Raw genomic sequence first — 17,260 nt, 5'->3', positions numbered from 1 at the left:
TCACCGCAGCTATCGGCAACAGAGAGAAACCCTATCGTGACCCTTCGCAAGTATCAGAACTACACGCCGCTGCTGGGCAAAGGCGCTTTTGTCGACGGCTCGGCAGTGGTGATCGGCGACGTCGAAATCGGCGAAGACAGCTCCGTCTGGCCGCTGACGGTGATCCGCGGCGACATGCATCGCATCCGGATCGGTGCGCGCACCAGCGTGCAGGACGGCTGCGTGTTGCACATCACCCATGCAGGGCCATTCAACCCCGATGGCTTTCCGTTACTGATCGGCGACGATGTGACCATCGCGCATAAAGTCATGCTTCATGGTTGCGCCGTGGGCAACCGGATTCTGATCGGCATGGGCAGCATCGTCATGGACGGTGCGGTGGTCGAGGACGATGTGATCATTGGCGCCGGTAGCCTGGTGCCACCGGGTAAGCGCCTGGAAAGCGGTTTCCTTTATGTCGGGAGCCCGGTGAAACAGATCCGGCCGCTGACGGACAAGGAAAAAGCCTTTTTCACCTACAGTGCAGCGAATTACGTGAAGCTCAAGGACCTGCATCTGGCCGAAGGCTACGACCAGCTCTAAGCCGCTTGATAACGGAAAGCGTCTCGCTATTGCTCAGGAATTTCCATGCATTACCAAACCGTACTGTTCGACCTCGATGGCACGCTGACCGACCCGCGCGAAGGCATCACCCGCTCCATCCAGTTCGCCCTGAGCAAACTGGGTATCGATGAACCGGACCTGACCAGGCTCGAACATTTCATTGGCCCGCCATTGTTGCAGGCGTTCATGCAGTTCTATGACTTCGACGAACCCAAGGCCTGGGAGGCAGTGAACTTCTATCGTGAACGCTTCAAGGTCACCGGCCTGTATGAAAACCGCGTGTTCGACGGCGTCACGCCTCTACTGGAAACCCTCGGTGGCCAAGGGCGGCAACTGTACATCGCGACCTCCAAGCCATGGGTTTTCGCCCGGGAAATTGCCCGGCACTTCGACTTCGCCAAGCATTTCAAGATGATTTATGGCAGTGAGCTGGATGGCACGCGGACCAACAAGGTCGAGCTGATTGCACACTTGATGGCCGAAGAGGGTCTCGACCCGGCCAATACGCTGATGGTCGGCGACCGTAAGCACGACCTGATCGGTGCTCGCAGCAATGGGCTGGACGCGGCAGCGGTGGGTTATGGGTTTGGCAGCCGGGAAGAGTTGAGCGCCGAAGCACCGGCGTATCACTTCGAGACGCTGGATGAGTTGCATCAGGCGTTTTTGCAGCGCTGATCAAATCCCTTCGCGGGCAAGTCCGCGAAGGTGCCCGTTCAGCCACCGGAATTCGCTGATCCTGCCAACGCCCTCAACGCCGCCTTGCGCTCCCCAACCGGCAACGTGCCCACCTTCTCCACTGCCGCATAAAACCTCACCCAATCACCATCGACCTGCCTGAACAGTGCGGTAAACGCTGGCACCCACTGGTCATACAAACCAAACGGCAATAATCGGGCGTTGTTCATCGGGGCGTTGATCCATGCATCGTAGCGATTGTTGCCAGCCCATTGGCTGTCACGCAGGGTCCTGTACTCACGGCGCAATTGTTCGAACTCGGCCGCTTTTCGCTCACGCATTTGGTCGGCCGGCAGCGGTAGGGCGTAAAGCCGTTCAAGCCGGGTGCGGGTGTCCAGAATCAATTGGATGAACTGGTCGCGTTGGCGTACCAACGCTCCATTATCCGGCGGCATGTCTCGGAAGGCGCGCCATTGGCGAGTGCCTTCCTGTTCGACGAACGTGGCGAAGGACTCGTTGAACTCGGTGTCGTCTTTCACATAAAAACGTTGGTGCGCGAGTTCGTGGAATATCAGCGTCGCCAACCGCTCGTCGCCCCACGCCATCATCGAGCTAATAATCGGATCGTTGAACCAACCGAGCGTCGAATAGGCCTCGACGCCGCCGATCGACACGTCCATACCTTGCAGGCGTTGCAAGGCGGCCTCACCGCGAGCAGCGCTCTGACTGTAAAAACCGCGATAAGCGACGCAGCCGGCGACGGGGAAGCAATGGTTCTGCGGCTTCAGCGAAAACTCCGGCGTGGCGAAGACATTCCAGACTACAAACGGTCGGCCGATGTCGGCGTACAAGCGGTAGCTCTGGTTGTCCGGCAGATGCAGGTGTTGGCTGGCGAACGTTCGGGCCTTTTGTGACTGGGCCAGGTGCGCACGCAATTGCCGATCGCGGTCGGGGTCGGCAATCACATTGGCAATCGGCTCCCGGGCCCGCAGCAAGTGCAGCTGACCACTGGCCAATTGGCCGTAATAGCTGACGCTCGCGCAGCCATTGAGCGACAAAAGAAAAACACCCGGAAACAAAATGCGTAAAACGCGATCAAGTAACCCAAGGCTTGGACGCGGCCTGATCAAAATAAAAAAATCCCTGGAAAGTCTGCCCGCAAGACTATCCCGCCTATTGGAGCTCCGCTATGCGCAAATTGATGCTGACGGGAGGCCTGCTGATGCTGGCCGGCTGTGCCGGATTGCCCACCCCTGATCCTTCGCAGGCCTGGATCGATCTTGATCCATTACAACAAGACGCCGCGCTGCAAGCGCTGAAAGTCGATGACAAGGCGTCCATCGACAAGCGCTACTTCCAGGTGCAGCCCGGCAGCCATGAGCTGAAGGTTCGCTATTTGTTCGCGGTCCAGCCGACCAACATTGGCCCCGATGCCGAGCCGTTGTGGCGCGACTGCCAGTTGAATGTGAAATTCAAGGACTTCAACGCCGGGCAGCGGTATCAGCTGCAAGCGGGGAATATCGGCTTTCGGCCGTGGGCAAAGCTTTATGATCAGCAGCGAAAAGTGATTGGGCAGGGTAAGCCAGCGGGCTGCCAACGCACCTGATCGGCGCTATGCTGAATGATCAGTCCTTGGGATATTCATCATGCGCAGGTTGTTGCTGTTGCTCGCTGCAGGTGCCTTTGTCGGCTGCACGAGTCCGTTGCCGGCGGTCAATCCGCAGATGGCCTGGGTCGACTTCGCTACGCCAGTTCCCGGCGGGAAACTGCTGATGGCCGATCGTCTGGACAACCAGCGGTTGAGCGATGGCCGTTACTTTCAGGTCACCCCGGGTAGTCATGAGCTCAGGGTACGTTTTGACTTTGAAGTGTTTGGCGGAGGGCCGGGGTTGCTGAACACTCCTCTGGAGCGAATATGCTACCTGACCATCAATTACGACCATTTCGAGGCCGGCCAGCGTTATCTGTTGGAGGCTCGCTCCATAGCGTTCACCCCCAGCGCCCGGCTGTATAACGCCAAGCGGGAGATTGTCGCCGAAGATCGCGAGAGCTACTGCCTCATGTGAGGCGAATCAACGGTCATTTTTTTGGTAGATGATTTTCTTCGTGCCGCCGTCGCACGTGCCGACCACCATATTCTGATCGTGCACTTCGTCGTTGGTGACGATTTCCAGGGTGTAGGACGAGACGTTATTGGCCTGGATCTTGGCTTCGATCTCAGCCTTGAGTTCCTCACACGATTTGGTTACCGCGAGAGCCGATGTGGCCAGCGTGCAACAGATAACCGCCAAGGCAAAACGTTTCATGGTTGAAGCTCCCTTGAGGCAGCGCGCACGGTGATGCGCTAAAGCTGCTGTCATTTATTCGACCACAATTACGCCAGCCATGTTTTGTTCCAACGCAAAAAAAGATCGCAGCTTTCGACAGCGCCTACCGATCAATCAATAATCCAGGCGCTGCCGACGGCTGCGATCTTTTATCGGTTTAGCTGACCAACGTCGCATCCAGGCTGATTTTCGCATTCAGCACCTTGGACACCGGGCAGCCCTCTTTGGCCTTGTTGCTCAATTCCTCGAATTGCGCCTGGGTCGCCCCAGGGATTTTCGCCTTGAGGATCAGTTTCACTGCGGTGATTGCAAAGCCGCCGTCCACCTGGTCCAGAGTGACTTCGGCATTGGTGTCGATGCTGTCGGCCTTGAGGCCGGCATCGCCGAGAATCATTGAAAATGCCATGGAGAAACAGCCCGCGTGGGCCGCACCGATCAACTCTTCCGGATTGGTGCCTTTACCGCCTTCGAAACGGGCCTTGAAGCCGTAAGGGGCTTCTCTGAGTACGCCGGTTTCCGTGGAGATTGAGCCAATGCCGGTTTTCAGGTCACCTTCCCAATGAGCCGATGCTTTCTTTGTGATAGCCATGTCTGCCTCCTCAAGATCCGGTGCGAAACGTCGCGCCTTCGTGGTTTTCGGTTACCAGGGTTCTGAGGATAGACCGTCGGGCAAAGTTCACCTCATCTGATCAGTCCTCTAATTGCACAGGAATTTTGTCTCTCCTATTGAAACTCGGGTATATGCCCTCATTGCAGAGAACACGCTTATAGCCTCGGCAGGTTTTCGTTGGTGAAAAAACCTGCTTACCCATTGGAGAAGCAGGTTTATGAAACGACTGTCTGAGATCAAGTTTTCGACCCTCGATCTGGTGCCCGTGCGCGAGAACGGCAGTGCGGCCCAGTCTCTGCGCAATTCCCTGGACCTGGCCCAGCACGTCGAAAAATTCGGCTACAACCGCTTTTGGGTCGCCGAACACCACAATATGGACGGGATCGCCAGCTCGGCGACCTCGGTCCTGCTGGGCTATCTGGCCGGTGGCACTTCGACCATTCGTGTCGGCTCGGGGGGCGTGATGTTGCCCAACCATGCGCCGCTGGTGATCGCCGAGCAGTTCGGCACCCTTGAAAGCCTGTATCCAGGCCGGATCGACCTGGGCCTGGGGCGCGCGCCCGGCTCCGATCAAATGACCGCCCGCGCCTTGCGTCGCGAGCGTTCCGGCAGCGCCGACGATTTCTCGGAAGACGTGGCCGAGTTGATGCGCTACCTCGGCCCACGCACGCCGGATCAGCGGATCATTGCCATGCCGGGTACCGGCACCAATGTCCCGGTCTGGTTGTTGGGGTCGAGCCTGTTCAGTGCGCAGCTGGCCGGTGAGCGCGGATTGCCCTACGCCTTCGCTTCACATTTCGCACCGCGCTTCATGCATGAAGCGATTCGCGTCTACCGCAACCACTTCAAGCCATCAGCGGTGTTGGATAAGCCTTACGTGATGCTCGGTGTGCCGCTGGTGGCGGCAGACACCGACGAGCAGGCCGATTACCTGGCCACTTCGGTGTACCAGCGGATTCTTGCGTTGATGCGTGGCCAGAGCCTGGTGCAACGCCCACCCGTGAAGACCATGGACGGCCTGTGGCTGCCCCATGAGAAAGAAGCGGTCGGTGATTTCCTGGGGCTGGCGATGGTCGGCAGCCCGCAGAAAATCCGCGCCAAGCTTGAGGTGCTGATCGAACAGACCCAGGCGGATGAACTGATTTTCACCTGTGACCTGTATGAACATGCCGATCGCGTGCACTCCTATGAACTGTTGGCGCAGGTCATGAAGGGCTGACACTTAAACGGCATCCACAAAAAGCCGACGCCATGGCGTCGGCTTTTCGTTATTGAGGGAAGTCAGCCCTGTTTGTAAACGATTACCTTGGAGCCCTTCTCGCATTTCCCGACGACTTTTCCACCGGCAGCAGTGCCTTTGTCGACGATCTCCAGCGTGTAATTGGAAACACCCTTGGCGTCCAGTTTTGCAGCAATTTCGGCTTTCAGCTCTTCACACGACTTGACCTGGGCAAAGGCTGTTCCCGCAAGGCTCAACAAACCTACCGCCAGAATAAACTTCTTCATGGGTTGCACTCCTTGGTCGGATCAAGAGAGGGAGGGCATCCAGCTACCGGATGCGCTCATTCTGTAGCGCTTTGCTGTTTCCTATGGCATTCAGTCGTCGCGCAAGTTCAGACGGCTGGCTCAAACTCAGCTGCTGGCAATCCGGAACCCGACTTTGAGTGTCACCTGGAAGTGTGCAGCTTTGCCGTCTTTGATATGCCCGCGAGTTTCGGTCACTTCAAACCATTCCATGTACTTGAGGCTTTTGTTGGCTTCGGCCAAGGCATTGTTGATGGCGTCTTCAATGCTGCTGGTGGACGAGCCAACCAGTTCGACTTTCTTGTAGGTGTGATGGTCAGACATGGCGTTCTCCTTGAGGTGTGAAATACAGCCTAGCAGTGATTTTTCTTATTTCTTCTGTCGACCAATCCGTAGTGACGTTCAGATTTACTGCACTTTCTCGAACCCCTGAAGTCCCAACCAACACACGTCACTCATCAACAATGCAGGAGAGCCATCATGGCCAACACGTCGTTACGCAACGCCTCATTGCAAAGCATGGAAGCCGAGATCGAGAGTCTGTTGAAATCGTTGGAAAGCTTGAAGGACGACGCCTCGGACGAGTCGCGTAAAACTATCAAGACGTTGAAAAGCAACGCCGAGAACGCGCTGAAACACTCACGCCATCTGCTCGCCGATGCTTATGAAGAGGTTAAGGTCAAAACCCGTGAAACCGGGATCGCGACTCGTGACTACGCCCAGGAGCACCCTTGGACTACAGCCGGTGTTGCCGTTGGTGCGCTGGGATTGCTTGCGGCCTATTTATTGTTCAAGCGCGGTCATTAAGGTGTCTGGCGCAGTTCGTTTTTAAGCCACTGCGCCAACTGCCGAGCGCGCCCGTCCGCGGCGCGCTTGGGGAGCCACAACGCCAGTTGCGCCGGGGTTTCACGGAAGCCCCATGGCGCAACCAGGCGACCGGCCTTCACGTCTTCGGCCACCAGCGGCTCGGGCGCGATGGCCACGCCCAGCCCGGCCACTGCCGCTTCCAGCAAATAATACAAATGCTCGAAGCCCTGACCGTACTTCAGCGCCTTGTCGTCGAGGCCGCTTTGCTGTGCCCAGATCGGCCAGGCTTGCGGACGTGAGGTGGTGTGCAGCAAGGGTTCGCTCAACAGTGTGCTTGCTGGTGCGTTTCGTAGCCTTTCGTAGCCGGCAAATCGCGGGCTCATGACCGGGCCGATGCGTTCGCTCACCAACTCGTAGACCTGCATATCCGCCGGCCACGGCGGCTCGGCAAACACCAGCAGGGCATCCAGACCGGGCCGTCGTGGATCGAGATCGCCTTCGCCAGCCGACAGGTGCAAGCGCAGATCCGGCAGGTCCGCATTCAGGCGCCCCAAACGCGGAATGAACCAGCGCGCCAAAAGACTGCCCGAGCAGCCGAGCACGAACGGCGCATCGGCGGTGCTTTGGGTCAGCTCGGCGCAAACGCTGCGCAAACGCTCGAAGGCTTCGCCGCTGGCATCGCGCAATCGAACGCCGGCATCTGTGAGTTTAAGGCCGCGTCCATCCTTGATGAACAGGCTCACGCCGAGGTGTTCCTCCAGTACCTTGAGTTGCCGGCTGACCGCGCCATGGGTGACGTGCAGCTGTTCGGCAGCCTGACTGACGCTGTTCAGGCGGGCAGTGGCTTCGAAGGCGCGAAGCGCGTTCAGCGGGGGGAGGTCATGGCTCATGGGATCTGTGAGTTTTCCTGACAGGTTGCGGCGATCTTATCGGTTTTCAGCGTGGGATGTCAGGGGTAGAGTGAACCCCATCGTCACCTCTCGAATACAACTGGAGCGACCCATGACCCAGACTAATCTGCGCAACGGCCCCGACGCCAACGGCCTGTTTGGCGCGTTCGGTGGCCGTTACGTCGCCGAAACCCTGATGCCGTTGATCCTCGATCTGGCCCGTGAATACGAAGCAGCCAAGGAAGATCCGGCATTCAAAGAAGAATTGGCCTACTTTCAGCGTGATTACGTCGGACGTCCAAGCCCACTGTATTTCGCCGAACGCCTGACTGAGTTCTGCGGTGGCGCGAAAATTTACCTCAAGCGCGAAGAGCTGAACCACACCGGCGCGCACAAGATCAACAACTGCATCGGCCAGATCCTGCTGGCGCGGCGCATGGGCAAGAAACGCATCATCGCCGAGACCGGCGCCGGCATGCACGGCGTGGCGACCGCCACCGTGGCCGCGCGTTTCGGCCTCGAATGCGTGATCTACATGGGCACCACTGACATCGAACGTCAGCAAGCCAACGTGTTTCGCATGAAGCTGCTGGGCGCCGAAGTGATCCCGGTAGTCGCGGGCACCGGCACCCTCAAAGACGCAATGAACGAAGCCCTGCGTGACTGGGTGACCAACGTCGACAGCACCTTCTACCTGATCGGCACCGTGGCCGGTCCGCACCCGTACCCGGCCATGGTTCGCGACTTCCAGGCCGTCATCGGCAAGGAAACCCGCGAGCAGTTGCAAGCCCAGGAAGGTCGTCTGCCAGACAGCCTGGTGGCGTGCATCGGCGGTGGTTCCAATGCAATGGGCCTGTTCCACCCGTTCCTCGATGATAAGAGCGTCGAGATCATCGGCGTCGAAGCGGCCGGTTACGGCATCGAAACCGGCAAGCACGCGGCCAGCCTGAACGGTGGCGTACCAGGCGTGCTGCACGGTAACCGTACGTTCCTGTTGCAGGACGATGATGGCCAGATCATTGACGCGCACTCGATTTCAGCCGGTCTCGACTATCCAGGCATCGGCCCGGAACATGCCTGGTTGCATGACATCGGCCGCGTCCAGTACACCTCGGTGACCGACGACGAAGCCCTCGACGCATTCCATAAGTGCTGCCGCCTGGAAGGGATTATTCCTGCACTGGAAAGCGCCCATGCCCTGGCCGAAGTGTTCAAGCGCGCACCGACCCTGCCGAAAGATCACCTGATGGTGGTCAACCTGTCCGGCCGTGGCGACAAAGACATGCAAACCGTGATGCACCACATGGAAAACTCTCAACAAGTGCAGTCCAAGCAGGAGAAACACTGATGAGCCGCCTGCAAACGCGTTTTGCCGAACTCAAGGAACAGAACCGCGCCGCCCTGGTGACCTTCGTGACCGCCGGCGATCCGAGCTATGACACGTCCCTGGCGATCCTCAAAGGCTTGCCCGGTGCCGGCGCCGACGTGATCGAGTTGGGCATGCCCTTCACTGATCCGATGGCCGATGGTCCGGCGATCCAGTTGGCCAACATTCGTGCCTTGGGCGCCAAGCAGAACCTGGCGAAAACACTGCAAATGGTTCGCGAGTTCCGCAAAGGCAACAGCGAGACTCCGCTGGTGTTGATGGGTTACTTCAACCCGATTCACATGTACGGCGTGCCGCGTTTCATCGCTGAAGCCAAAGAAGCCGGTGTCGATGGCCTGATCGTGGTCGACATGCCGCCAGAACATAACGCTGAATTGTGCGACCCGGCACAGGCGGCGGGCCTGGACTTCATCCGTCTGACCACTCCGACGACTGACGATGGGCGTCTGCCGACCGTACTGAATGGCAGTTCCGGATTTGTTTACTACGTGTCTGTGGCGGGTGTGACCGGTGCGGGCGCGGCGACTCTGGAACATGTCGAAGAGGCCGTCACCCGTCTGCGTCGCCATACCGATCTGCCGATCAGCATCGGCTTCGGTATTCGCACACCGGAACAGGCAGCGGCCATCGCGCGTCTGGCTGATGGTGTGGTGGTGGGGTCGGCGCTGATTGATCACATCGCCAACGCCTCGACCCCTGATCAGGCTGTGGAGGGCGTACTCAGCCTGTGCGCGGCCTTGTCCGACGGCGTGCGTAAAGCGCGGGTCAGCTGAAAGTAAGAGAGGAATTAGTGCCTCGCGGCACAGCACATACAGCAAGACCGAGGGCTTCAGGACTACGTTCTGAAGCCCTTTTTGCTGTATGTCTCGATGGGGGCTTGTATTGATACACAGCTAAGCGATCAGGAGACCGGCTGTGGCGAGGGAGCTTGCTCCCGTTCGGCGGCGAAGCCATCATCCTATGGTGTCTGGTCGATTTCGGGGGCCGCTTCACGCCCCAGCGGGAGCAAGCTCCCTCGCCACAGTGATTCTGCTCTTTCGGGGGCCTATGCTTCAGGGCAACTCCAACCCACCCGCAGCCTTGTGCAACTTCCTCAAATGTTCGCCAACCTGTTTCAGGTTCTCTTCGTTGGCGGCCATTTCAGCAGCGCGGCTTGGCTCGAGCAGCGCTCGCACTTCCTTGTCGAGGTCTCCGGTCAGCACTTGAAGCTGCTTCTGACGCAGATTGCTTTCCGACTCCAGGCGTGTCCACTCGTTCGGCTGCGGCAAACCATAGCCACCGGTGCCGAGCAGTTCGGCCGGACGGCTGAGGAAGCCACTGTTGGCGAGAATCTGCTTCAAGGTCGCGTTGGCCTTATCCATGCTGCCGTTGTTCAATTCCTGAGCGCCCAGATAGCGTTGCTTCACTTCGTCCTGGGCCAATACTAATTGTTGGCGGAAGCTCGCCTGCTCCAGTAACAGCAATGCCGCGCTGGTGCGCAGGTCCGCCTGGTCAATCCATTTGCGGCGCTCATCAGCTTTCAATGCCAGCCAGTCTTCGACCTTTTCCTGCTTGATCGGCAAGTGCTTTTTCAGCACCTCGAACATCGCTTGATAACGCTCGCGGAAGGAGTCGAAGCGATAGCCCAGGCGTAACGCTTCGCGAGGGTCGTCGAGCACGCTGGTATCCGCCAGTCCGCGGCTCTTGAGTACTTCCAGCAAGCCGTTGGGCATGATGCTGTCGAGCCCTGTCAGCTGGGCATTATTGCTGCCGCTGCGCAGCAGCTTCAGGCTTTCCACGGCGCAGTTGTTGGACAGGAAGAAGTAATTGCCGTCGTAACTCCAGTGCATCTCGGCGGCGTGTTCCACCACGTCTTCGATCTCGCTGCGCGACAGGTTCAGCGGTACCGAGGCCAGGCTGCGCAGTTCGGTCTTGGTGTATTCGTCGATCACCTGGGCCAGCGGCAGCACAAACAGGCGCGATGGATATTTGCCCACCAGCCCATCCCAACTCGACAACTGTACGTCGCCGACGAAGGCGCGGTAGGACAGCACCAGATGTTGATCCAGATCGAGGCGGCAATCCGGCCCGCGAGGCCGACCGGGCGCGCAGATCACCAGTCGCAGCATGCTGTGACCCCAGCGGCTGACCCAGTTCTGATTGGCTTCTGCCAGCAGATAGTCGACGGCATACACCCGTTCCGGATCGACCTGGCCCAAGGGCTGTTTGGCGAAATCATTACCGGCATTGAGGAAGGCGAATGATCGGGCGCAGGTGTCTTTGGCGGCGGGCGCCCAGCCGAAGTGTTCTTTGTAGTAGCGATACAGCGCAGGGCGACGGCAGGCATAGCTTGGGTCGAGGAGGAAGTACTCCATGTTGACCGCGACGAACTCCTTCGGGCTGCTCGTCTCGTAGATGTCCGGGCTGCGGGCAATCTGCCGGTTGTGCTGTTCGCGCTCACCGCGCCGACCGACGTATTGCGGCCAGCCGGCCAGATCGAGCAGGCGAGGGTCGTCGCTGAGGGTCCAGCGTCGGTCGGTCTGTCCGCGGCACTGATCCGGGATGCCGATCAGTCCGGAGCTGCTGTTACGTTGTGTGCAGCGCTGGATCAGTGTGCGCTCGGCGTCCGGCCACAGGCGTGCGCGGTCGTAGATGTGGGTGAGTTCGTGCAACACCGTGGCGAGCAGTTCCTGGCGCACGGTGCCGTGGGGACGATAGGTTTTTTTGGTCGCGGCGCTGCCGTCGGTGAGGCTGGCGAGCAGGTTGCGATTCAGGTCGAGCTCGGACACCAGCGATGCCTGGCCATAGGCATTGCTCGGCATGTTGTCGGTCCAGCCGACATCGATGTGCCGGTCCAGCTGCTCGATGAAGCGTGGCGGTAACGCCTGCATGGCTTCATCGAGCAGCGCCTGACTGGCCTGCTGTTGCGCGGGGCTCAGGCCTTCGGTCTTGAGCCGTAATTGCAGGCCGGCCTGGGCCGTGTTGCCAAGCAGCAACACAACCCCGGCCAGCAGCCAGGTGCTTAGTGATTTCACAGTGCGAGGATGGCTTCGGCGAGGACCTGATCACTGGCGTCGCGGGCTTCCGGTACGCGGGTGCGCAAGGTGTCGAAGGCCGCCTCCAGGTGTGCACCACGGATTTCACCCTCGCTGGCGACGAAACTGGCCGCATCGTCGTGGGCTTCACGGACGATCTTCGAATCGCGGATGGACGTGGTGGTATCGGAAGTGAAATCAAGCGTGCGCTGGGAGGCACGAATGATCATGTTACTGGTGGCTACCAGGGTGTGGGCCTGGGCCACGTCGGCCAACAACAGCAGGCCAAGGGTGGCAGCAATCAGCGGGCTACGCATGGAGTGACTCCGGAGAAACAAGGATAACTATTGGACGAGAATTGCCTGCGCCAGTTCAAGGTCGCTGGCATGAAGTTTTGGCTGGGTCCGGCGCAGGTAGATCAAGGCCGATTCCAGTTGTGCTCCTCGCAGTTGGCCGTCACTGGCGATGAACGCTGCAGCGTCATCCCGGGCGGCGATCAGCATTTTATGGTCGAAGGGGGCGGAGGTCACCATGCTGGTGGCGTAACCACTGGCTACGGTGCCTTGTGTAGACAGGTTGAAAGCGTCGAAGGCATGGGCCGAGCCCGACCAGCAGGCCGCGAGAAAAACCGGAGTGATCAACAGGCTTGAAAGAAAACGCATGAGGCTCGATAGCTGAAAGCGAGCCCCAAGGCTAGCGCAATGCCCGGGCTAGAGCCAGCGCCGAAACATTGGGACACGACGGGCGTGTCCCGGTTCAGCGCAGTTGCCTAGATCGTCAGGATGGCCTGGGCCAGTTGTGCGTCGGTCGCATTCAGTTGTGGAGCCTGTTGGCGGATATGGTTGAGCGCGCTTTCCAGTTTCACGCCACGGATGGCACCGTCACTGGCAACGAAGCTGGCGGCATCGTCACGGGCAGCACGGACGATTTTGTTGTCGCGGAAGGAGGACGAGACATCCGAAGTCGCGTCGGAGGAAGCTTTCAGGCCATTAACGATGGAGTCGGTGGTCACGATAAAACTGGAGGCGTGGGCATTGGCAGCCATGGCAAGCAGGGCTGCAGCGCTGAGCAGGCGAAGGGGGGACATGAGGTAGCTCCTTTGGATAGACCGATAGAGAGGTGGCACAGGATCAGACGCCTGTCGTCTTAAAGCGTTCGCCACGGTTTATACAGATATTAGGCCTGCGTACATCGGTTAGAACAGTCCCGCTTGTTCATGCAGGCGAGCGCAGACACCCTTAGAATAAACTGTACTGGTTGTTTTTATATATTTAAAAACTGTAACTGTCGGTAGTTTTCTCTTCTGTACGCCCCCAATATGAAGCCCTAAAACGACAAAACCCGTCGTGGTTTCCCACGACGGGTTCTGTTTGTTCAATTCGGGTTGCTGGCGGTGGACCCGGTGGGTCAGAGCCAGCGACGCTAACTTAGCGCCAGAACGGCTTGCTCAGCTCTTCGTAGCGTTGTGCTTCGCTAATCCCGGCGTCAGCCAGCAGACGCGAATCCAGGCGAGCCAGTTGATGGCGGCTGGAGATGCGGCGCTGCCACAGCATCAGGTTGGCGATAACGCGCAAAGGCAGGGAAGCCTGGGTTTTTGCAGCAGTGTCTTCGAAGAACAGTTCGGAACTGAGTGTACGTTCCATGGTTGACATCCTTCCGCTTATGGCGGGATTAGGTAGTGGTTTAACTTTGACTGATGCCAATGATCCTCTCGTTTGGCCAGTCTCTGTAGATACAGTTCACCTGTATTGTGAGAGACCAGTTAACTGTTAAACGGTGGTGTACTGGTCTAAATTGAAGCAACTGTACCTATCAGCACCATTGTGGTGCATTTATAGGGGTTAGGCTGGAAAAGGTAGGCAATTACGGTAGGAAAAGACCGGTACAGCAGTACAGTTTTTGATTGAAAAGAATACTCCAATAGCAAGCTGACGAAACTGTGTTTGCGTCAGCTGCTATCTGTATCAATTACACCGCCAGCATGCGCCCGGTTTCTTCCAGGTTTATGTGCCAGCTCAGTGCGTCACGCAGGATATGCGGGGTATGCCCGCCGACTGCGCAAGCAGCAGTGAAGTAGTCATTCAGGGCCTGGCGATAGTCCGGGTGAACACAGTTATCGATAATGACGCGGGCCCGCTCGCGCGGGGCCAGGCCACGGAGGTCGGCCAGGCCGATCTCGGTCACGAGAATATCGACGTCATGTTCTGTGTGGTCGACGTGGCTGACCATGGGGACCACGCTGGAAATCGCCCCGCCCTTGGCGATCGACTTGGTGACAAAAATCGCCAGGTGCGCATTGCGCGCGAAGTCGCCCGAGCCGCCGATGCCATTCATCATCCGCGTGCCGCAGACGTGAGTGGAGTTGACGTTGCCGTACAGGTCGAACTCCAGCGCGGTGTTGATGCCGATGATGCCCAGGCGCCGCACCACTTCGGGGTGATTGGAGATTTCCTGGGGGCGCAGCACCAGCTTGTCCTTATAGTGCTCCAGATTCCCGAATACATCGGCATTGCGCCGGCTCGACAGGGTGATCGAACTGCCCGAAGCGAAGCTCAACTTGCCAGCGTCGATCAAATCGAAAGTCGAATCCTGCAGCACTTCGGAGTACATGGTCAGGTCTTCGAATGGCGAGTCGATCAAGCCGCACATCACCGCGTTGGCGATACTGCCAATACCGGCTTGCAGCGGGCCGAGTTTGTTGGTCATGCGACCGGCAGCCACTTCTTGCTTGAAGAAGTCGATCAGGTGGTCGGCGATGGCCTGGGTGTCCACATCCGGCGGCAGCACAGTCGATGGCGAGTCGGATTGATTAGTGATCACGATCGCGACGATCTTTTCCGGCGGGATAGGAATGGCGGTGCTGCCAATGCGATCGTCGACCTTCACCAGTGGAATCGGCGTGCGGGTCGGCCGGTAGGTGGGGATATAGATGTCGTGCAGACCTTCGAGATTAGGGTTGTGCGCCAGATTGATCTCGACGATCACGTGTTTGGCGAAAATCGCAAAGCTGGCCGAGTTGCCCACCGAGGTGGTCGGCACGATATGGCCCTGCTCGGTGATCGCCACGGCTTCGATCACCGCGATGTCCGGCAGCTTGAGTTGCTGGTTACGCAGCTGTTCTACGGTTTCCGACAGGTGCTGGTCGATGAACATGACTTCGCCGGCATTGATCGCCTTGCGCAGAGTGCTGTCCACCTGGAACGGCATGCGTCGCGACAGTACACCGGCTTCAGTCAGCTGTTTGTCGAGGTCGTTGCCCAGGCTGGCGCCGGTCATCAAGCTTATTTTCAGCGGCGTGACCTTGGCGCGCTCGGCCAGTGCATGAGGCACGGCCTTGGCTTCGCCGGCTCGGGTAAAGCCGCTCATGCCGACGGTCATGCCGTCCTGAATCAGAGCGGCAGCGTCGGCGGCGCTCATTACCTTGTCCAACAATGAAGGCAAGCGAATACGGTCACGGTACATGATTGTTATCTCGGGCAGCGGAAGCAAGATGCGCAGTCTAGTGAATTCGAGCCGTGCCCGTCCCGCTACCAAGGTCGCATTCGAGGCGTCTATTCCGGTGCTTTCAAGCAAAACACCTTTACAGGATCGGTAACAGACGCAAACAAAAACGCCCCGACGAGTCGGGGCGTTCAGGTTGCCGAAGGGGTTTACTCGACGGCTTTAACCATGTCTTCGATGACTTTCTTGGCATCGCCGAAAACCATCATGGTCTTGTCCAGATAGAACAACTCGTTGTCCAGGCCGGCATAGCCGCTGGCCATCGAGCGCTTGTTGACGATGATGGTCTTGGCCTTGAACGCTTCGAGAATCGGCATGCCGGCAATCGGCGATTTCGGGTCGTTCTTGGCTGCCGGGTTTACCACGTCGTTGGCGCCGAGCACCAGCACCACGTCGGCCTGGCCGAACTCGGAGTTGATGTCTTCCATCTCGAACACCTGGTCGTAAGGCACTTCGGCCTCGGCCAGCAAGACGTTCATGTGACCAGGCATCCGGCCGGCAACCGGGTGAATCGCATACTTCACGGTCACGCCGCGGTGGCTCAGTTTCTCGGTCAGCTCTTTCAAGGCGTGCTGCGCCCGTGCTACCGCCAGGCCATAGCCTGGAACGATGATCACGGTGTCGGCGTTGGTCAGCAGGAAGGTGGCGTCATCAGCCGAACCGGATTTCACCGGACGGGCTTCTTTGGAGCCCGCCGGGCCAGCATCCGCGGTGTTGCCGAAGCCGCCGAGCAGTACGTTGAAGAACGAACGGTTCATCGCCTTGCACATGATGTACGAGAGGATCGCACCGCTTGAGCCCACCAGCGAGCCGGCAATGATCAGCATCGAGTTGTTCAGCGAGAAGCCGATACCCGCTGCCGCCCAACCGGAGTAGCTGTTGAGCATCGACACCACGACGGGCATGTCGGCGCCGCCGATCGGGATGATGATCAGCACGCCCATCACGAAGGCCAGGATCAGCATCAGGGCAAAGGCGCTGAAGTTGCCGGTCAGCATGAACGTGACACCCAGTGCCAGCGTCGCCAGACCCAGCAGCAGGTTCAGTTTGTGCTGACCGCTGAACTGTACTGGTGCGCCCTGGAACAGGCGGAACTTGTACTTGCCCGACAGCTTGCCAAACGCGATCACCGAACCGGAGAAGGTGATTGCACCGATGGCCGCGCCGAGGAACAGCTCCAGACGGTTACCCGCCGGAATCGAATCGCCCAGATGTTTAACGATGCCCAACGACTGCGGCTCGACGACGGCTGCAATGGCGATGAACACCGCTGCCAGACCGATCATGCTGTGCATGAAGGCGACCAGCTCCGGCATTTTGGTCATTTCAACGCGCTTGGCCATGATCGAACCGGCGGTACCGCCGGCCAGCAGACCGACGATGACGTAGCCTATGCCGGCGGTAGCACCGCCTTGCTCAATGGAGAGCGCCGCCAGCTTATAGATGAGACCGATGGTGGTGAGGATCGCCAAGGCCATGCCGAGCATGCCGTACACGTTGCCGCGCCGCGACGTGGTCGGGTGCGACAGGCCTTTGAGGGCCTGGATGAAGCAGATCGACGCGATCAGGTACAGCGTCGTTACCAGGTTCATGCTCATTACTTGGGCGCCTCTTCTTTTACGGCTTTCGGGGCTTTTTTCTTGAACATCTCAAGCATGCGACGGGTGACCAGGAAACCACCGAACACGTTCACGGCCGCCAGAGCCACCGCCAGGGTGCCCATGGTTTTGCCCAATGGTGTTACGGTCAAGGCAGCCGCCAGCATCGCGCCGACGATCACAATCGCCGAAATGGCGTTGGTCACCGCCATCAATGGCGTGTGCAGTGCAGGTGTAACGTTCCAGACCACGTGATAACCGACATAAATCGCCAGCACGAAGATGATCAGGTTGTAGATACCGGGGGAGATAAGCTCTTCCATC

General features: G+C 58.7%; 22 protein-coding genes. 8 read left to right on the top strand and 14 right to left on the bottom strand.

Annotated features, from left to right (window positions below):
• The first annotated feature begins 36 nt into the window (after positions 1-36).
• Entirely contained in the window at positions 37-582 is a 546-nt protein-coding gene (locus tag ACEN8R_RS23635) for a gamma carbonic anhydrase family protein (RefSeq protein WP_007940736.1), read from the top strand.
• 45 nt (positions 583-627) lie between these two features.
• A complete protein-coding gene (locus ACEN8R_RS23630) occupies positions 628-1,278 on the top strand; it encodes an HAD family hydrolase (RefSeq protein ID WP_018927247.1) in 651 nt (216 codons plus the stop codon).
• 38 nt (positions 1,279-1,316) lie between these two features.
• Here the strand turns inward: ACEN8R_RS23630 and ACEN8R_RS23625 are convergent, their stop codons facing one another.
• On the bottom strand, positions 1,317-2,408 hold the full coding sequence (locus ACEN8R_RS23625; protein WP_026286505.1) for an aminopeptidase: 1,092 nt from the start codon (positions 2,406-2,408) through the stop codon (positions 1,317-1,319).
• A 59-nt stretch (positions 2,409-2,467) separates the two neighbouring features.
• Between ACEN8R_RS23625 and ACEN8R_RS23620 the strand changes: the two genes are divergently transcribed.
• Both ACEN8R_RS23620 and ACEN8R_RS23615 read left to right on the top strand, forming a co-directional pair.
• Positions 2,468-2,884: a PA0061/PA0062 family lipoprotein gene (locus ACEN8R_RS23620; RefSeq protein WP_018927245.1), complete on the top strand. Its 417-nt coding sequence runs from the start codon at positions 2,468-2,470 to the stop codon at positions 2,882-2,884.
• Positions 2,885-2,924: 40 nt separating this feature from the next.
• Positions 2,925-3,344 (top strand): PA0061/PA0062 family lipoprotein, encoded by a 420-nt coding sequence (locus ACEN8R_RS23615; protein ID WP_018927244.1) that lies wholly within the window; start codon positions 2,925-2,927, stop codon positions 3,342-3,344.
• A 6-nt stretch (positions 3,345-3,350) separates the two neighbouring features.
• Here the strand turns inward: ACEN8R_RS23615 and ACEN8R_RS23610 are convergent, their stop codons facing one another.
• Entirely contained in the window at positions 3,351-3,584 is a 234-nt protein-coding gene (locus tag ACEN8R_RS23610) for a DUF1161 domain-containing protein (protein ID WP_018927243.1), read from the bottom strand.
• 178 nt (positions 3,585-3,762) lie between these two features.
• On the bottom strand, positions 3,763-4,194 hold the full coding sequence (locus tag ACEN8R_RS23605) for an OsmC family protein (protein WP_008152515.1): 432 nt from the start codon (positions 4,192-4,194) through the stop codon (positions 3,763-3,765).
• A 238-nt stretch (positions 4,195-4,432) separates the two neighbouring features.
• On the opposite strand from ACEN8R_RS23605, the gene ACEN8R_RS23600 reads away from it, so the two are divergent.
• The gene (locus ACEN8R_RS23600; RefSeq protein ID WP_018927242.1) at positions 4,433-5,434 is read left to right on the top strand and encodes an LLM class flavin-dependent oxidoreductase; all 1,002 of its coding nucleotides are present in this window, start codon (positions 4,433-4,435) and stop codon (positions 5,432-5,434) included.
• Between the two features lie 62 nt (positions 5,435-5,496).
• Here the strand turns inward: ACEN8R_RS23600 and ACEN8R_RS23595 are convergent, their stop codons facing one another.
• Together ACEN8R_RS23595 and ACEN8R_RS23590 are read right to left on the bottom strand one after the other, a co-directional pair.
• Positions 5,497-5,721: a DUF1161 domain-containing protein gene (locus ACEN8R_RS23595; RefSeq protein ID WP_018927241.1), complete on the bottom strand. Its 225-nt coding sequence runs from the start codon at positions 5,719-5,721 to the stop codon at positions 5,497-5,499.
• A 126-nt stretch (positions 5,722-5,847) separates the two neighbouring features.
• The gene (locus ACEN8R_RS23590) at positions 5,848-6,063 is read right to left on the bottom strand and encodes a dodecin (RefSeq protein ID WP_018927240.1); all 216 of its coding nucleotides are present in this window, start codon (positions 6,061-6,063) and stop codon (positions 5,848-5,850) included.
• Between the two features lie 156 nt (positions 6,064-6,219).
• Between ACEN8R_RS23590 and ACEN8R_RS23585 the strand changes: the two genes are divergently transcribed.
• Positions 6,220-6,546 carry an ElaB/YgaM/YqjD family protein gene (locus ACEN8R_RS23585; protein ID WP_018927239.1) on the top strand — a complete coding sequence of 109 codons (327 nt, stop codon included), beginning with the start codon at positions 6,220-6,222 and terminating at the stop codon, positions 6,544-6,546.
• Here the strand turns inward: ACEN8R_RS23585 and ACEN8R_RS23580 are convergent.
• The gene (locus ACEN8R_RS23580; protein WP_018927238.1) at positions 6,543-7,436 is read right to left on the bottom strand and encodes a LysR family transcriptional regulator; all 894 of its coding nucleotides are present in this window, start codon (positions 7,434-7,436) and stop codon (positions 6,543-6,545) included. The two genes, ACEN8R_RS23585 and ACEN8R_RS23580, sit on opposite strands and share 4 nt — an antisense overlap.
• Before the next feature lie 112 nt (positions 7,437-7,548).
• On the opposite strand from ACEN8R_RS23580, the gene trpB reads away from it, so the two are divergent.
• Together trpB and trpA are read left to right on the top strand one after the other, a co-directional pair.
• Positions 7,549-8,784: a tryptophan synthase subunit beta gene (trpB, locus tag ACEN8R_RS23575; protein WP_018927237.1), complete on the top strand. Its 1,236-nt coding sequence runs from the start codon at positions 7,549-7,551 to the stop codon at positions 8,782-8,784.
• Positions 8,784-9,596, top strand: coding sequence for a tryptophan synthase subunit alpha (trpA, locus tag ACEN8R_RS23570; RefSeq protein ID WP_018927236.1), 813 nt, complete (start codon positions 8,784-8,786; stop codon positions 9,594-9,596). Before trpB ends, trpA begins: the two co-directional genes overlap by 1 nt.
• Before the next feature lie 279 nt (positions 9,597-9,875).
• Here trpA and ACEN8R_RS23565 read toward each other — a convergent pair whose 3' ends face one another.
• The 8 genes from ACEN8R_RS23565 to ACEN8R_RS23530 all read right to left on the bottom strand — a co-directional run bounded on the left by ACEN8R_RS23565 (position 9,876) and on the right by ACEN8R_RS23530 (position 17,259).
• Positions 9,876-11,837 (bottom strand): DUF7844 domain-containing protein, encoded by a 1,962-nt coding sequence (locus tag ACEN8R_RS23565; protein ID WP_018927235.1) that lies wholly within the window; start codon positions 11,835-11,837, stop codon positions 9,876-9,878.
• Positions 11,834-12,154, bottom strand: coding sequence for a DUF2388 domain-containing protein (locus ACEN8R_RS23560; protein ID WP_018927234.1), 321 nt, complete (start codon positions 12,152-12,154; stop codon positions 11,834-11,836). The genes ACEN8R_RS23565 and ACEN8R_RS23560 overlap by 4 nt, the downstream gene beginning before the upstream one ends.
• Before the next feature lie 27 nt (positions 12,155-12,181).
• Complete coding sequence (locus tag ACEN8R_RS23555; protein WP_018927233.1) at positions 12,182-12,499, bottom strand: DUF2388 domain-containing protein; 318 nt, start codon at positions 12,497-12,499, stop codon at positions 12,182-12,184.
• Between the two features lie 107 nt (positions 12,500-12,606).
• Entirely contained in the window at positions 12,607-12,924 is a 318-nt protein-coding gene (locus tag ACEN8R_RS23550; protein ID WP_018927232.1) for a DUF2388 domain-containing protein, read from the bottom strand.
• Between the two features lie 340 nt (positions 12,925-13,264).
• Positions 13,265-13,480: a DUF1127 domain-containing protein gene (locus tag ACEN8R_RS23545; protein WP_018927231.1), complete on the bottom strand. Its 216-nt coding sequence runs from the start codon at positions 13,478-13,480 to the stop codon at positions 13,265-13,267.
• Positions 13,481-13,805: 325 nt separating this feature from the next.
• Positions 13,806-15,299, bottom strand: a complete 1,494-nt coding sequence (scpC, locus tag ACEN8R_RS23540) for a succinyl-CoA:acetate CoA-transferase ScpC (protein WP_018927230.1) — start codon at positions 15,297-15,299, stop codon at positions 13,806-13,808.
• A 188-nt stretch (positions 15,300-15,487) separates the two neighbouring features.
• Positions 15,488-16,936, bottom strand: coding sequence for an NAD(P)(+) transhydrogenase (Re/Si-specific) subunit beta (locus ACEN8R_RS23535; protein ID WP_018927229.1), 1,449 nt, complete (start codon positions 16,934-16,936; stop codon positions 15,488-15,490).
• Complete coding sequence (locus ACEN8R_RS23530) at positions 16,936-17,259, bottom strand: NAD(P) transhydrogenase subunit alpha part 2 (protein ID WP_003187010.1); 324 nt, start codon at positions 17,257-17,259, stop codon at positions 16,936-16,938. The genes ACEN8R_RS23535 and ACEN8R_RS23530 overlap by 1 nt, the downstream gene beginning before the upstream one ends.
• Position 17,260 lies beyond the last annotated feature (1 nt).

The sequence above is a fragment of the Pseudomonas sp. Pseusp15 genome, from assembly GCF_059492165.1.
This window is presented reverse-complemented; position numbering and strand designations above follow the sequence as displayed.

Bases quoted from the DNA above. Each gene is read 5' to 3' on its own strand.
- ACEN8R_RS23630 (WP_018927247.1), top strand. From the start codon at position 628: ATGCATTACCAAACCGTACTGTTCGACCTCGATGGCACGCTGACCGAC.
- ACEN8R_RS23620 (WP_018927245.1), top strand. From the start codon at position 2,468: ATGCGCAAATTGATGCTGACGGGAGGCCTGCTGATGCTGGCCGGCTGT.
- ACEN8R_RS23615 (WP_018927244.1), top strand. From the start codon at position 2,925: ATGCGCAGGTTGTTGCTGTTGCTCGCTGCAGGTGCCTTTGTCGGCTGC.
- ACEN8R_RS23610 (WP_018927243.1), bottom strand. From the start codon at position 3,584: ATGAAACGTTTTGCCTTGGCGGTTATCTGTTGCACGCTGGCCACATCG.
- ACEN8R_RS23605 (WP_008152515.1), bottom strand. From the start codon at position 4,194: ATGGCTATCACAAAGAAAGCATCGGCTCATTGGGAAGGTGACCTGAAA.
- ACEN8R_RS23600 (WP_018927242.1), top strand. From the start codon at position 4,433: ATGAAACGACTGTCTGAGATCAAGTTTTCGACCCTCGATCTGGTGCCC.
- ACEN8R_RS23595 (WP_018927241.1), bottom strand. From the start codon at position 5,721: ATGAAGAAGTTTATTCTGGCGGTAGGTTTGTTGAGCCTTGCGGGAACA.
- ACEN8R_RS23590 (WP_018927240.1), bottom strand. From the start codon at position 6,063: ATGTCTGACCATCACACCTACAAGAAAGTCGAACTGGTTGGCTCGTCC.
- ACEN8R_RS23585 (WP_018927239.1), top strand. From the start codon at position 6,220: ATGGCCAACACGTCGTTACGCAACGCCTCATTGCAAAGCATGGAAGCC.
- ACEN8R_RS23580 (WP_018927238.1), bottom strand. From the start codon at position 7,436: ATGAGCCATGACCTCCCCCCGCTGAACGCGCTTCGCGCCTTCGAAGCC.
- trpB (WP_018927237.1), top strand. From the start codon at position 7,549: ATGACCCAGACTAATCTGCGCAACGGCCCCGACGCCAACGGCCTGTTT.
- trpA (WP_018927236.1), top strand. From the start codon at position 8,784: ATGAGCCGCCTGCAAACGCGTTTTGCCGAACTCAAGGAACAGAACCGC.
- ACEN8R_RS23560 (WP_018927234.1), bottom strand. From the start codon at position 12,154: ATGCGTAGCCCGCTGATTGCTGCCACCCTTGGCCTGCTGTTGTTGGCC.
- ACEN8R_RS23555 (WP_018927233.1), bottom strand. From the start codon at position 12,499: ATGCGTTTTCTTTCAAGCCTGTTGATCACTCCGGTTTTTCTCGCGGCC.
- ACEN8R_RS23550 (WP_018927232.1), bottom strand. From the start codon at position 12,924: ATGTCCCCCCTTCGCCTGCTCAGCGCTGCAGCCCTGCTTGCCATGGCT.
- ACEN8R_RS23545 (WP_018927231.1), bottom strand. From the start codon at position 13,480: ATGGAACGTACACTCAGTTCCGAACTGTTCTTCGAAGACACTGCTGCA.
- scpC (WP_018927230.1), bottom strand. From the start codon at position 15,299: ATGTACCGTGACCGTATTCGCTTGCCTTCATTGTTGGACAAGGTAATG.
- ACEN8R_RS23535 (WP_018927229.1), bottom strand. From the start codon at position 16,936: ATGAGCATGAACCTGGTAACGACGCTGTACCTGATCGCGTCGATCTGC.
- ACEN8R_RS23530 (WP_003187010.1), bottom strand. From the start codon at position 17,259: ATGGAAGAGCTTATCTCCCCCGGTATCTACAACCTGATCATCTTCGTG.